The sequence below is a fragment of the Arthrospiribacter ruber genome (assembly GCF_019343195.1).
Taxonomy (GTDB): domain Bacteria; phylum Bacteroidota; class Bacteroidia; order Cytophagales; family Cyclobacteriaceae; genus Arthrospiribacter; species Arthrospiribacter ruber.
This window is the reverse complement of the sequence record NZ_RPHB01000007.1, coordinates 60,793-73,744: the sequence shown is the minus strand read 5'-3', so window position 1 is coordinate 73,744 and position 12,952 is coordinate 60,793. Positions and strand designations below refer to the sequence as shown.

The 12,952-nt window shown below is 42.1% G+C and carries 13 protein-coding genes; 7 read left to right on the top strand and 6 right to left on the bottom strand.

Features of this window, described 5'->3' with window-relative positions:
• Positions 1-679 precede the first annotated feature (679 nt).
• From EGN73_RS14995 to EGN73_RS14980, 4 genes are all read left to right on the top strand, one after another.
• Positions 680-1,192, top strand: a complete 513-nt coding sequence (locus EGN73_RS14995) for an FKBP-type peptidyl-prolyl cis-trans isomerase (protein WP_219291559.1) — start codon at positions 680-682, stop codon at positions 1,190-1,192.
• 13 nt (positions 1,193-1,205) lie between these two features.
• Positions 1,206-2,249, top strand: coding sequence for an oxidoreductase (locus EGN73_RS14990; protein ID WP_219291556.1), 1,044 nt, complete (start codon positions 1,206-1,208; stop codon positions 2,247-2,249).
• Positions 2,250-2,396: 147 nt separating this feature from the next.
• Entirely contained in the window at positions 2,397-3,650 is a 1,254-nt protein-coding gene (gene metK, locus EGN73_RS14985) for a methionine adenosyltransferase (RefSeq protein ID WP_219291553.1), read from the top strand.
• A gap of 180 nt (positions 3,651-3,830) precedes the next feature.
• Positions 3,831-4,304 carry an META domain-containing protein gene (locus tag EGN73_RS14980; protein WP_219291550.1) on the top strand — a complete coding sequence of 158 codons (474 nt, stop codon included), beginning with the start codon at positions 3,831-3,833 and terminating at the stop codon, positions 4,302-4,304.
• 79 nt (positions 4,305-4,383) lie between these two features.
• On the opposite strand, the gene EGN73_RS14975 is transcribed toward EGN73_RS14980, so the two are convergent.
• Positions 4,384-5,370 (bottom strand): D-alanine--D-alanine ligase, encoded by a 987-nt coding sequence (locus EGN73_RS14975; RefSeq protein WP_219291549.1) that lies wholly within the window; start codon positions 5,368-5,370, stop codon positions 4,384-4,386.
• Between the two features lie 166 nt (positions 5,371-5,536).
• On the opposite strand from EGN73_RS14975, the gene EGN73_RS14970 reads away from it, so the two are divergent.
• From EGN73_RS14970 to EGN73_RS14960, 3 genes are all read left to right on the top strand, one after another.
• A complete protein-coding gene (locus EGN73_RS14970) occupies positions 5,537-7,717 on the top strand; it encodes a S9 family peptidase (protein WP_219291547.1) in 2,181 nt (726 codons plus the stop codon).
• A gap of 116 nt (positions 7,718-7,833) precedes the next feature.
• On the top strand, positions 7,834-8,205 hold the full coding sequence (locus EGN73_RS14965; RefSeq protein WP_219291545.1) for a hypothetical protein: 372 nt from the start codon (positions 7,834-7,836) through the stop codon (positions 8,203-8,205).
• A 57-nt stretch (positions 8,206-8,262) separates the two neighbouring features.
• Positions 8,263-8,724 carry a Clp protease ClpB gene (locus EGN73_RS14960; protein WP_219291543.1) on the top strand — a complete coding sequence of 154 codons (462 nt, stop codon included), beginning with the start codon at positions 8,263-8,265 and terminating at the stop codon, positions 8,722-8,724.
• Positions 8,725-8,790: 66 nt separating this feature from the next.
• On the opposite strand, the gene EGN73_RS14955 is transcribed toward EGN73_RS14960, so the two are convergent.
• From EGN73_RS14955 to EGN73_RS14935, 5 genes are all read right to left on the bottom strand, one after another.
• On the bottom strand, positions 8,791-9,450 hold the full coding sequence (locus tag EGN73_RS14955) for a phosphatidylserine decarboxylase family protein (protein WP_219291541.1): 660 nt from the start codon (positions 9,448-9,450) through the stop codon (positions 8,791-8,793).
• Positions 9,451-9,525: 75 nt separating this feature from the next.
• Entirely contained in the window at positions 9,526-10,803 is a 1,278-nt protein-coding gene (locus EGN73_RS14950) for a Glu/Leu/Phe/Val family dehydrogenase (RefSeq protein ID WP_219291538.1), read from the bottom strand.
• Between the two features lie 73 nt (positions 10,804-10,876).
• On the bottom strand, positions 10,877-11,734 hold the full coding sequence (locus EGN73_RS14945) for a phosphatidate cytidylyltransferase (RefSeq protein ID WP_246611600.1): 858 nt from the start codon (positions 11,732-11,734) through the stop codon (positions 10,877-10,879).
• Positions 11,718-11,924, bottom strand: coding sequence for a putative signal transducing protein (locus EGN73_RS14940; protein ID WP_219291535.1), 207 nt, complete (start codon positions 11,922-11,924; stop codon positions 11,718-11,720). Before EGN73_RS14940 ends, EGN73_RS14945 begins: the two co-directional genes overlap by 17 nt.
• Entirely contained in the window at positions 11,899-12,858 is a 960-nt protein-coding gene (locus tag EGN73_RS14935) for a CPBP family intramembrane glutamic endopeptidase (protein ID WP_219291531.1), read from the bottom strand. Before EGN73_RS14935 ends, EGN73_RS14940 begins: the two co-directional genes overlap by 26 nt.
• Positions 12,859-12,952 lie beyond the last annotated feature (94 nt).

Here is a 12,952-nt window from a genome sequence, read left to right as displayed (position 1 = left end):
TTGGACCTAATTAACATTTCAAAAAAACGGATTGAATATTGGTAGGAAACTAGAACAAGAAGTCCAGAGACATCAAGATAGGAAGCACAAGTCTGAAGACTTGCGCTAAGGTAGCATTGTGCTGGAGTATTTACATCCTTGATTGAAGGAACCGGTTTGGTCTGACCAAAAAATCTTCACAACAGAGTAAATTGTTGATATTTAGCCAATTTCTATTAGTATCGGGTTAATTTAGGTCCTTATTTAAATTGGTTAGTGGTATCATTTAGTATATCTATATTTTAGGAGTATCTGCTTAATTGCACGTAGCCAATTATCGTTTTGAACCAGTTCTTTTTGCTAAATTCTAATCAAAAGTTGATTATAAAGCTACTTTTTCTCCCGATTTTCGGGACAGGCTTTGATGAAAAAGTAGCCAAAAAATCAAGAATTTCGAATTCCCGAAAAAAATCGGGACAGGCTCTATCCACGCTCAAGGCCTGCGCTGGCCCGGTCGAAATTCTTCCCACCCTCCAAAGTTTCAATTTACAGTTAGAAGTAAAGTAGAGGGTTTGGTTCTTAAAGTTCAACGTGCAAAGATCCGGGTATTCCTATTTTATTTTTATCAATTGCACCGTCAAAAATCCATTTTCCCAAAGGTTTTTATTTTCTTTGAAAAAGAAAGTCAACAATCATTACTATGAAGATTACCAAAAATAAAGTTATAGGGCTTGCCTATGAGCTGCATGTGGATGACGGGGAATCCGGAATGGAATTTTTTGAAAAAGTCGAAAAGTCAGAGCCGTTTTTCTTCCTTTTTGGCGCGGGAAGTGTTTTTCCCCTACTGGAAAAAGCCCTCGAAGACAAGGAGGTGGGAGATACCTTTGAAGTTTTCATAGACTTTGAAAATGGCTACGGAGATTATGATGAAAGTAAAAAAGTCATTCTTCCCAAGTCAAATTTCAAAGAAGATGGCAAAAAACAAAAAGAGATGCTCAAGGTAGGGAATGTAATTCCCATGCAGGACGATCAGGGGAATCAATTCCGTGGAGAAATATTGAAAATTGACTATAAAGGTGTACACATGGACTTCAATCCGCCTTTAGCCGGGTTTGACCTGCTTTTTAAGGGAGAAATTGTTTCTATCCGGGATGCAGATCCCGAAGAAATAGAACATGGCCATGTTCATGGTCCTGGAGGACATCATCATTGAAAATTCTGATAAGATGCAAAAAATAAGAACTGCCCTGGTGGGTTATGGCTCAGTGGGAGAAAAGATGCATGCACCATTGATCACCGTCTGTCCAAACCTTGATTTGGTGGCGGTAGTGGAGCGAAATCAAGAGAAATCCAAGGAGAAATATCCAGACATAACCATTTACCGAAGCCTGGAAGATTTGCTGGAGGCAGGTGATGCGGACCTTATTGTGATAGTGACGCCCAATGAATTTCACTTCCCTCAGGCCAAGATGGCACTGGAAGCAGGTAAGCATGTAGTGGTAGACAAGCCTGTTACCATACATGCCCGGGAAGCAAGGGAATTGAAAAAAATTGCAGAGGAAAGGGGGCTTGTTCTTTCAGTTTTTCAAAACAGGAGATGGGATGGTGATATCAGGACCATACAAAGGTTGCTTGCTGAAGAGAGTCTGGGCAGAATAGTTCATTTCGAATCCCACTTTGACAGGTTTAGGCCAGCTTTGGCCGACAATTGGAGGGAAAAGGACGTGCCTGGCAATGGGATAACCTATGACCTGGGAACGCACCTCATTGATCAGGCTGTAATGCTTTTTGGGAAACCGGATTGGGTGTACGCCGAAATTCTAAGCCAAAGATCCGGCGCGGTGGCGGACGATTTCTTCGATATTTCCCTGATGTTTGGCAATGTAAAGGCCCGTTTGACAGCCAGTGTATTGGTCAAAGCTCCTTTGCCGAGATTTTTGCTTTTGGGAGAAAAAGGGTCCTATATCAAATTTGGTCTGGATGTTCAGGAAAAGGCTTTTAAAGCAGGGGAAATGCCAGAAGGACCTAATTGGGGCTTGGAAAATGCCGAAGCCTGGGGAGAATTACATTTGGAACACACCTCAATGGCTTTTGAAACCGAAAGAGGAGATTACAGGCTTTTTTATCAAAATGTGGCGGATGCCATCATCCAAAAGCATACGCTGAGGGTGACCATAGATGAGGCCATTACCGTTTTGGAAATCATTGAGGCGGCTTTTCAAAGCCATCATGAAGGCAGAAGGATTCCATTCAAAAAATCAATAGGATAATCTGGCAATTATTGCTGGCGGAGGAAATGAATCCGGGAATTTTCCGGCCATAAAATAGCTGGGGCAATGACGCTGGCCGGATTTTTTATTTCCCTTTGAAGTCTTAATTTTACGGCCTGTTAAAAAAACGAATTAAATAATTAATATATGCCATACTTATTTACTTCAGAGTCTGTCTCTGAAGGCCATCCTGATAAAATTGCCGATCAGATTTCAGATGCTCTGATCGATAACTTTTTGGCATTTGATCCACGTTCCAAAGTAGCTTGTGAAACCTTGGTGACTACCGGGCAGGTGATCTTGGCGGGTGAAGTAAATTCCGAAACCTATCTGGACGTACAGCAGATCGCCAGAAATGTGATCAACAGAATAGGATATACCAAAGGGGAGTACATGTTTGACGGTAATTCCTGTGGAGTATTGTCTGCCATTCATGAGCAGTCTCCCGACATCAACCAAGGAGTGGACAGAAGTCATCCTGAGGAGCAAGGTGCCGGAGACCAGGGGATGATGTTTGGGTATGCTACCAAAGAAACGGAAAACTTCATGCCTTTGGCACTTGATCTTTCCCATAGGATATTGAAAGAGCTGGCAGCATTAAGGAGAGAAAATAGTGAAATCAAATACTTGAGACCGGATTCCAAGGCTCAGGTGACCATAGAATATTCGGATGATAACGTACCTCAGCGTATTGATGCCATAGTGGTGTCTACGCAGCATGATGACTTTGATGATGAGCCCACTATGCTGGCCAAGATCAAAGAAGACATCATCAGTATCCTGATCCCTAGGGTGAAAGCCCAACTGAAGCCTGAGATTCAAAAATTGTTTACCGATCAAATTACCTATCACATCAATCCTACCGGGAAGTTTGTCATCGGCGGACCTCATGGGGATACAGGATTGACAGGCAGAAAAATCATCGTGGACACTTACGGAGGAAAAGGAGCACATGGTGGAGGGGCATTTTCCGGAAAAGATCCATCTAAAGTAGACCGATCTGCGGCTTATGCGACAAGACATATTGCCAAAAATATGGTTGCAGCCGGTGTGGCAGATGAAGTTTTGGTGCAGGTATCCTACGCCATTGGCGTAGCCAAGCCTATGGGTATTTATGTCAATACTTATGGTACTTCCAAAGTCAACATGAATGATGGAGAGATCGCCAAAAAAATCGAAGAGCTTTTTGATATGCGTCCATTTGCCATCGAACAAAGGCTGAAACTCAGAAATCCGATTTATGAAGAAACAGCTGCCTATGGGCACATGGGAAGGGAAAATGAAGTAGTCACCAAAACCTTCACTACACCTGACGGAAGATCCCTAACATTTGATGTAGAGCTATTTACCTGGGAAAAACTGGATTATGTGGATAAGGTGAAAAAAGCTTTTGGGCTTTAAGAGCCAAGGAAATAAAATGATGAAAGAGGTCGATTTCGAAGAAGTCGACCTTTTTTTGGAATTACTTTTTAGTAGAATTTTTCTTGAAGGAGCGTCAATTCAGAAGTGACAATTGGTTTTACCTAAGATTTTTTTTAAATTGAATCGAATTCCCAATTATTCTACTTTTATAGTAATTCTATGAAGCCTTTTCTGATTTCACTGGTTTTATTAATTTGTTTGGCTGCTATTTCATGTCAAGGGATTGCGGATGATGAAATATTGATCAAGGATCTGGAAACAGACCCTTCCTATACCTTTTTATCATTAACTGAAGTAGAATGGGAATTAATAGGTTATGGTAACGATGGGAACAACCGCTTGCAATTGCCAATTATCACCACTGAGAATTGTGTTTATAGGTTGTCGATTCTGGAAAAAGGAGAAATTGAGGGACGTACTTGTCCAAATATTTTTTTCGGAATTTATTCACTGACTGATTCTGAGCAAGGAGCAATTGTAATTGAAAATTTTGTAGTCGGAACCGAGGCCCTGGAGACTTTTGATCCCCATTATTTTGATAGAATGAATCGTGTTTACCGTTATCAACTGACATCAATAGGGTTAAAATTATATTATAAAGGTGATAATTTTATGTTGTTCACTCCGCATTAGCCTTTTCTAAAATTTTATTATTCAAAGCTCATTAATTGAATGAATTTGGGTATCCCTGTACCCAATTAGGAGAATTTTTCTAAATAAACATCTCCTCAATCAACTCATTGTAAAAGTCCCTTACTTCCATACCAATGGCCCTGACCTGTTGTGAAATCAAGCTTGTTTCGGTTTGGCCGGGGACTGTGTTGATTTCTATAAAATAGAATTTGCCTGTTTCATGCTCCAGAAAATAATCTATCCTCACGGCACCTTTGCAATTCAGACGGATATATACCTGTTCAATGATCCGGTTTACCCGAGCCACTTCTTCTTCGCTCATCCTGCCCGGGGTGATTTCTTCAGTGACGCCGGGGGAGTATTTGGCTTCAAAATCAAAAAACTCCTTGCTGCTCACAATCTCTGTGGCAGGAAGTACTGTTGTCTTTCCTTTGGCATGGTAGACTCCGATGCTGAATTCCCTTCCTGAAACAAACTCCTCTACCAAAACTTGCTTGTCTTCGGCGAAGGCTTTGTCCAGGGCATCTTTAAGTTCATTTGGATCTTTCACCTTACTCATCCCAATGCTACTGCCACCACTGTTGGGTTTGATAAATAAGGGCAGGCGGAGGTCTTTCAGAATTTTTTCCCTGTTTTCTTCAGAGTTTTTGAAGAGTTGTAGCGAACGTGCCACATATAGTTCATCGATATCTTTCACTATGGATTTGGTGTAGCCCTTGTTCATCGTGATGGCAGAAGTCAAAGCATCACAGGTGGTGTAAGGAAGCCCCAACATATCGAAATAACCGGCCATTTTTCCGTCTTCACCTGGGGATCCGTGCAATATGTTGAATACTCCGTCAAAAGTGATTTTTTGACCATTTACCAAGATAGAAAAGTCATTCAGGTCAACAGGGATTTTGTCCCCTACAGGACTTAAGAAGTGCCAGTCATTGGGGTAAATGAGGATTTTGAAGACATCATATAGGTTAGTGTCTATGGTTTTTTCTACGACTGCAGCACTTTTAAGAGATACTACGTGCTCACCAGTATAACCACCGGTGATTAGGGCTATTTTTTTCTTCATAATCTTTGGGATCTGATCCGAAAATTAGCGGTTTTTGAGTTCAGCAGTAATTTTTTCAACGAAAATTTCGGCTTTATTTTCTTTTCCTTTTCTCCACCTGTCAAACTAGGTCTTTGGCTTTTTATCAATTTCTTTATCTTCGCCTAACAGAATTAAACTCAATAGTATGATACAATTAAGATTGGCAGTGGCCATGCTTGCCCTGCTTTTGACCTTTGGGGAATCTTACGCCCAAATACAAAAGCATGTGACCCTGGAAGATGTCTTCAAGTCAGATGTTTTTTCACAAAAGGCAGTCTATGGCATCAATTGGATGCGTGATGGGAAATATTACAGCTCCTTGCGACGTGGTGTCACCGGTCCAGTGGTCGTGAAAGTGAATGTGGCCTCAGGGGAGGAAGAGGAAGTGCTTATAGATGGGGCTAAGCTTGGCCTGAATTTCAGCAGCTATGCTTTCAATCAGGATGAAAGCAAGGCGCTATTATCCTCAGAAGTAGAAAAAATCTACAGGAGATCCAGCAAGGCAGTAAACCATGTGCTGGATATGGAAAGCGGTAAGGTTCAAAAGTTGATGGATGGTGAAAAAATCATGTATGCTACGCTTTCACCGGGGAATGATAAGGTAGCTTTCGTCAAAGACAATGACCTGTATGCGGTAAGTCTGGCGGATAATCAAGTGACCAGAATTACCGAAGATGGAGAATTCAACAAAATCATCAACGGAGCTGCGGATTGGGTTTATGAAGAGGAATTTAGCATGTCCAGGGCCTTTGAGTGGTCACCTGATGGAAAGAAAATTGCTTTCATCCGTTTTGATGAAACGGAAGTGCCAGAATTCAATATGCAGGTTTGGGGCAAATTATATCCGGAAGATTATAAGTTCAAATACCCAAAAGCCGGAGAGAAAAATGCGGAAGTCTCTATCCATGTGTATGATTTTGATAGCGGTCAGACAGTATCCGTGGATGCTGGAGATGAAAAAGACATTTATCTCCCTAGGATTTATTGGACAGGGAGTTCAGAAAAGCTGGCTTACATCAGACTAAACAGGTTGCAAAATCAACTTGACCTTTTTTATGCCAATACCAATACCGGGGCAAGCAACTTGGTGCTTCAGGAAAAATCCGAAACATACGTGGATCTCAACTATAATGATGACCTGAGGTTTCTTGAAGATGGAAAAGGATTCATCCGTACTTCCGAGCAGGATGGGTTTAAGCACATTTATCACCATGACAATGAAGGTAACCTGATCCGTCAGATCACCAAGGGAAATTGGGAAGTGAGCAATTTGGTAGCAGTGGATGAAAGAGCTAAAAGGCTCTATTTCATCTCTACGGAGCAATCTCCCATGGAGAGAAATTTTTATGTGATCGGCCTTGATGGCAAAGGCAAAAAGCTGCTGGCAGGTAACAAAGGAACTTACCGCATCAATATGTCTAAGGACAAGAAATACTATATAGCGGATTTTACCAATGCAGAAACACCTTTAAAAGTCACTTTGCATGAGGCTTCTGGTAAAGAGATAAAAGTTCTGGAGGACAATCAGGCATTGAAGGACAGGATGAGGAATTATGCTTTGGCCAAAAGGGAGTTCTTTGAATTTGAAACAGTAGATGGCACCGTACTAAATGGATATATGCTAAAGCCATCTGATTTTGAGGAAGGCAAGCAATACCCGGTACTCATGTATGTATATGGCGGACCCGGTTCACAGACTGTAAACAATTCCTGGGGCGGTGCGAGAGACTTTTGGCATCAGCACTTGGTGCAGGAGGGCTATCTGGTAGTCTCAATTGACAACAGAGGCACAGGAGCCCGGGGAAGGGATTTCAAGCACTTGACTTATGCCAATCTGGGTAAGTATGAAATTGAAGATCAGATAGCAGGAGCTAAGTATCTCGCAAGCCTACCTTATGTGGATTCCGGAAGAATAGGAATCTGGGGCTGGTCTTATGGTGGGTATATGTCTTCTCTGGGTCTGATGGTTGGCAGTGATGTGTTCAAAGCTGCCATATCAGTGGCTCCGGTTACTACATGGAGGTATTACGATACCATTTATACCGAACGCTACCTTCAGACTCCGCAGCTGAATGCAGCGGGATATGATGACAATAGTCCCATCACCCATGTCAACAAACTGAAAGGTGAGCTTTTACTTGTTCATGGTACAGGAGATGACAACGTTCATTTCCAAAATGCTGTGGACCTGGCTGATGCCCTCATTAGGGCTGACAAGCAGTTTGAGACCATGTTCTATCCCAACAGAGATCATGGGATCAGCGGTGGAAATACTACCTGGCACCTTTATTCTCTCATGACAGATTTTATCAAGAGGAAACTTTAAAAAAATCACCTCCGGTTTCAAGAGCCGGAGGTTTTTTATTTTGAAAAGAGACCTTTTTTGCCGTTCCGTTCAATTTTTCTATCTTATTCAACATTTTGCTCCAAACTAACCTAAACATGAGAGAAAAAATCAATACTTCTGTGCAGTCTGCCAGCTTGATCATTGTGGTAGCCGGACTTGCCTGGGTCGTATGGTCCAACGACACCACAGTCAGGGACATGTTGACCTACCTTATTATCCTGATGGTGATTTTGGAAGGTCTTAGCCTGTACCTGATAGGAGGGGTTTATCCTGAAAGCCATTCCACATTCAAAAGCGGGATGATCGCTGCACTGCTAATTCTTCTCGGGGTAAAACTCATGCTTCCCGAAATGTTCATTTCCCTCACCATTACAGTATTTGCCATCAATTTCCTTTATAATTTTTATACCAATAATAAACGGCGCAAAGGAGCTTTTAAAAGAAAAACGAAAAGGAAATTCAGGTGAGCCTCTACTTTTTCGGCATATTATTTGGATAAAAAGAAGGGTAAAACAGCCAAGACAATGAAAGCGAGATTGATTTTATTGCTATTGCTTACCCTTCCTGTTTTCGGCTTTGCGCAAGCCAAGCTCGAGAGACTTTTGGAAGATAGAGAAAAGATGCACCGGGAATGGAGGGCTTCTGAAAGCAAAAAGAGCGGGATATTCGGTAACCGTACCAAAAAAGACATGATTGAAACCAATGAATGGATGGAGCGCATTATCCAAAAGGACAATCAGATCATGGATGAGCTGAAGATGCTCAGTGAAATCGAAAAAACAGAAATCACCTATGAGAAAAACGATTATAAGTTTATCTCCCAGAAGCAGGAAAGAGAAATAGGACTTTTAAAAAGGGCCTTACAGGAAAAAGACCAGGACATTCAGGAAAAAGTTTCAGGTAAAAGGACCTATGAATGGACCACTTTTTTATTTTTTCTTAGTACGGTGGCTTTAGGTTACCTCTTTTGGAAAAAAAGGGCTTAGAAAAGATCCGACTGTAAGAACCTGATGGCATTTATGGTCGGATCTGTTTAATTCTTTTAAAGGGTATTATCTTAGCTTAGCAATAGGGGTTCTTCCACCTTTGGTCTTTTGGTCAATGTCGACCAATACCTCCGCGTCCAGGGGTAAAAAAACGTCTACTCTTGAGCCAAACTTAATAAACCCGAACTCACCTCCCTGAACCAATGGGGAACCTTTATCTACATACCACTTGATTCTTCTTGCCAAAGCACCTGCTATTTGTCTCACCAGTATTTTGGTGCCATTGGGCTGTTGGATCACCATCGTGGTCCTTTCGTTTTCAAAACTTGATTTGGGATGCCAGGCGACCAAGTATTTTCCTGGGTGATACTTGAAGTATTCCACTATACCTGCGACAGGTGATCTATTGACATGGACATTGATGGGTGACATAAAAATGGAAATCTGCTTTCTTTTTTCATTGAGGTATTCCGTCTCCTCTGTCTCTTCTATGACTACCACTTTTCCATCAGCCGGTGCAAAAACCAAACCCTCTTGGTTGGGGAGCTTGATGATGGGATTTCTGAAAAACTGAAGAATGATCAGGTACAGGATAATTGAAGCCAGCAACACTACGTTGAGCATGGTGTCTTTGCCAGGGAAATAATGGTACAAGGCATAATTGAGGCCTGTCAATATCAGCAATAGCCAGAACAATAATTGTCTTCCTTCTCTGTGAATAGTCATGGTATAGAAATTTAAAAGGGTGTGAAAGTCAATTGCTCCCACACCCCAAATATACTAAGAATTAATATCGATGGTTTAGAAGCCTCCCCTGAATGTGTAGGTTTTGGCTACTTTGTCAATGGCAACGATGTATGCTGCGATCCTCATGGGGACGCTGTACTTCTGTGAAGCCTCATAGACATGGTCAAAAGCATCTTTTAGGATTCTGTCTGACCTTCTGTTGACCCTTTCGGCAGTCCACTTGTAACCGAGACGGTTTTGAACCCACTCGAAGTATGAAACGGTCACGCCACCAGCATTGGCCAGGATATCCGGCACGGCCATTATGCCTTTTTCATTGATAATGGCATCGGCTTTGGCAGAGGTAGGCCCATTGGCACCTTCTACGATAAGTTTTGCTTTGATTTTATCTACATTTTTGACTGTGATCACGTCTTCTACTGCTGCAGGTACAAGCACATCTACATCCAGTTCCAACAGCTCCATAGGGTCAGAGAGTTTCTCTGCTCCGTCAAACCCTTCCAAAGTTCCTTTATTACCATCTCTGTACGAGATAGCTTCTTGGATATTGATGCCATTTTCATTGTGATAGGCACCGGAGATATCCGAAATGGCTACAATCTTCAGTCCTCTTTCTTCCAAAAGCTGAGCTGCCCAGGATCCTACATTTCCGAATCCCTGAACGGCACAGGTTGCCTGGAAAGGATTAATTTTCAACTTTTGCATGGCAGCCAATGCAGTTACCATTACACCCCTTCCGGTAGCTTCGGTTCTGCCCAGAGATCCTCCCAATACAAGAGGCTTTCCTGTCACCACAGCATTGATGGTCGTGCCTTTCGCCCTGGAATACTCATCCATCAGCCAGGCCATTTCTCTTGGTCCCGTTCCCATGTCCGGAGCAGGAATGTCTTTGTCAGGTCCAAATACATCCAACATGGCTTTGGTATATCCACGCATTAAGCGTTCGATCTCACCTGCTGACATTTCCCTTGGATTGCAGCGGACACCGCCTTTACCTCCTCCGTATGGAATGTCCACCACAGCACATTTCCAGGTCATCCATGCCGCGAGAGCTTTTACCTCATCCAAATGTACGTCTGGGGCAAAGCGGATTCCGCCTTTAGCAGGTCCCAGAATATTGGAATGTACCACTCGGATACCTTCAAACACTTGGATCTTGCCACTGTCCATGGTCACCGGAATGGATACTATCACTTGTTTGGCGGGATTTTTCAGCACATTGTAGACCTCGTCAGAGAGTCCAAGTTTTTCAGCTGCCAGGTTAAATCTTTCCATCATTGACTCCAATGGATTTTCTTTGTCTTTGATCGGAGCCGGTTCAATGTAAGCCATATTGGGTTTATTTAGTTGAATAGTTCAATTGTGATACAATATTAAGTAGATTTTTAATTCTGATAAGGCATTTTTAAAAGATTTTCAAAAAGGTGGCGATAAATGGGGCTGATAATAGCAATCCGTCAAAACGGTCCATAAATCCACCATGACCCGGAAGGATTTTTCCGGAGTCTTTTATAGCAATACTTCTCTTGAACAACGACTCAATCAGGTCTCCGTATGTGCCGGCAATAATTATTATTGTCGCGATGCAAAGCCACTGCCATTCTGCTAAAGAGTTGAAATATCTCGAAAGTACATATCCAATCAAATAGGCAGATGCAGCTCCGCCGAGAAACCCCTCCCAGGATTTTTTCGGTGAAACCCTCTCAAACAGCTTAGTTTTACCAAATTTGGTGCCTGCAAAATAGGCACCGGTATCCGAGGCCCAAAGGATGAAAAGTGAGCCAATGATGATTTCGTAGTGAAAGCTTTCATCCACTGCAAAAGCAGCTACATTGAGCATGGCAAATGGCACAGCCACATAGAAAATCCCCAAAAAGGTAAAGGCTACACCTGTAAAAGGCTTTTTATCGGACTTTCGGTATAGCTTGATAAAGAAAATCAAAGAAGCTAGGGGGAAAATCAGGAAGTAATATTTGTCAGGCAGGTGTCCTATTTCAATGAAAAATGACAAACTGAAAATGACAAGGCCAAGGAAGGTGCCGAAACTTTTCAGGGGCAACATTCCGTCAAGACCTGACAGCTTATAAAATTCCATTTGGGAAAAACCCAAGATCAAACCGAAGATCACAAAGTAAATCCAAGGACTGTAAATCGAGCCTGCTATGATCACGGTGGCTCCGATAATGGCTGTGATGATCCTTTGGCCAAGGTTGCTGTAATTGTTGATATTGAAGCGGTCACGCATTCTAAAAGGTGATCTCATTCTTTACAATGTTTATGGCTATCAAAACGTCAGATTGTGGTACCATGACCTCGTATTGTCCATGGATCTGATAGACCGATTCTTTTTTGTTTAGTACTACTGCCGGGATGTCGTTTTCTTCCAGTACGCCTTTGACGATTTCAGCCCTCACCGGAGAACCGTCCTCATATACTTTTTGCCATCTCGTCATCAGGTAGGTTGTTTTTATGTGATTCTTTGAAAACAGCAAATGCCAGGATCATCAAGATAAGGCCTCCAAGTGCAAATAGCACAGGAATCTGGCCTGATTCTTCCAAGTCGAATTCTATTTTTCCCAATTTGTTTAAATATATCAAGACAACAGTAAACGTATTGTTTAAAATATGTGCCAAAACCGGATAAATCAAACTGCCGGAGAATAAATAAAGGTAACCAAATACCGCACCCAACAGAAGTCTAGGTAAAAATCCGTAGAATTGAAGGTGAATGGCAGAGAAAATAAAAGCTGTAAGCCATACTGCCACATGTGCATTTCCGGTATAAATCTGGATTTTGGGTTGAAGCACTCCTCTGAAAAACACTTCCTCTCCTAGACCTGCCAGTAGCCCGATTACGACGATCCCCGCTAAAAACTCCCCAGTCGTTTCGAAATCGGTAAGAAAACGGGTCATTTCCATGATCTGATCTTCCTTGGCCCTCATCCATTGTTCCACTTCGGATAAGGATTCCGGCAGGCTGATTCCCATATTCCATTCTATCAGGAGACTGTTGAAAAGAAGGGCTCCAAACATTAAAAAAAACATGATCAGTAAACCATTGAACTTATACCGGTGGATTTGATGTTGCATTCCGAAATCTGCCTTATCTACCAGCTTGGCTATCAGCAAGGCTGCTACAAAAAAGGCAAAACCTGTACCTATGCCCTGAACAAGGAAGAAGGCCTGCCTGCCTTTTTCATATGCTTGAGGGTTGGTAAGTAGGGCAGTGAGTTCGTCCAGGGAGATGTCGTAAAGAGGGGGGATCAGAAATACTGATATTCCCTGAAGTAGCGCCATCACACCCAAAGTGATCAAAAACATGATTAAAAAGGACAAAAGCCAATACTTTGGGGCAGCAATCTGGGCTTGGGTTTTATAAATCTGCATATTGCGGTAAATTTACACGAAAAATAGAATTCAGTAGTAACATTTTGAAATACAGATAGTTGCAAATTGTATTTTTAAATATAATCTATTCATA

Bases quoted from the DNA above. Each gene is read 5' to 3' on its own strand.
- EGN73_RS14995 (WP_219291559.1), top strand. From the start codon at position 680: ATGAAGATTACCAAAAATAAAGTTATAGGGCTTGCCTATGAGCTGCAT.
- metK (WP_219291553.1), top strand. From the start codon at position 2,397: ATGCCATACTTATTTACTTCAGAGTCTGTCTCTGAAGGCCATCCTGAT.
- EGN73_RS14965 (WP_219291545.1), top strand. From the start codon at position 7,834: ATGAGAGAAAAAATCAATACTTCTGTGCAGTCTGCCAGCTTGATCATT.
- EGN73_RS14970 (WP_219291547.1), top strand. From the start codon at position 5,537: ATGATACAATTAAGATTGGCAGTGGCCATGCTTGCCCTGCTTTTGACC.
- EGN73_RS14990 (WP_219291556.1), top strand. From the start codon at position 1,206: ATGCAAAAAATAAGAACTGCCCTGGTGGGTTATGGCTCAGTGGGAGAA.
- EGN73_RS14940 (WP_219291535.1), bottom strand. From the start codon at position 11,924: ATGACGAGATGGCAAAAAGTATATGAGGACGGTTCTCCGGTGAGGGCT.
- EGN73_RS14955 (WP_219291541.1), bottom strand. From the start codon at position 9,450: ATGACTATTCACAGAGAAGGAAGACAATTATTGTTCTGGCTATTGCTG.
- EGN73_RS14950 (WP_219291538.1), bottom strand. From the start codon at position 10,803: ATGGCTTACATTGAACCGGCTCCGATCAAAGACAAAGAAAATCCATTG.
- EGN73_RS14980 (WP_219291550.1), top strand. From the start codon at position 3,831: ATGAAGCCTTTTCTGATTTCACTGGTTTTATTAATTTGTTTGGCTGCT.
- EGN73_RS14945 (WP_246611600.1), bottom strand. From the start codon at position 11,734: ATGAGATCACCTTTTAGAATGCGTGACCGCTTCAATATCAACAATTAC.
- EGN73_RS14960 (WP_219291543.1), top strand. From the start codon at position 8,263: ATGAAAGCGAGATTGATTTTATTGCTATTGCTTACCCTTCCTGTTTTC.
- EGN73_RS14975 (WP_219291549.1), bottom strand. From the start codon at position 5,370: ATGAAGAAAAAAATAGCCCTAATCACCGGTGGTTATACTGGTGAGCAC.
- EGN73_RS14935 (WP_219291531.1), bottom strand. From the start codon at position 12,858: ATGCAGATTTATAAAACCCAAGCCCAGATTGCTGCCCCAAAGTATTGG.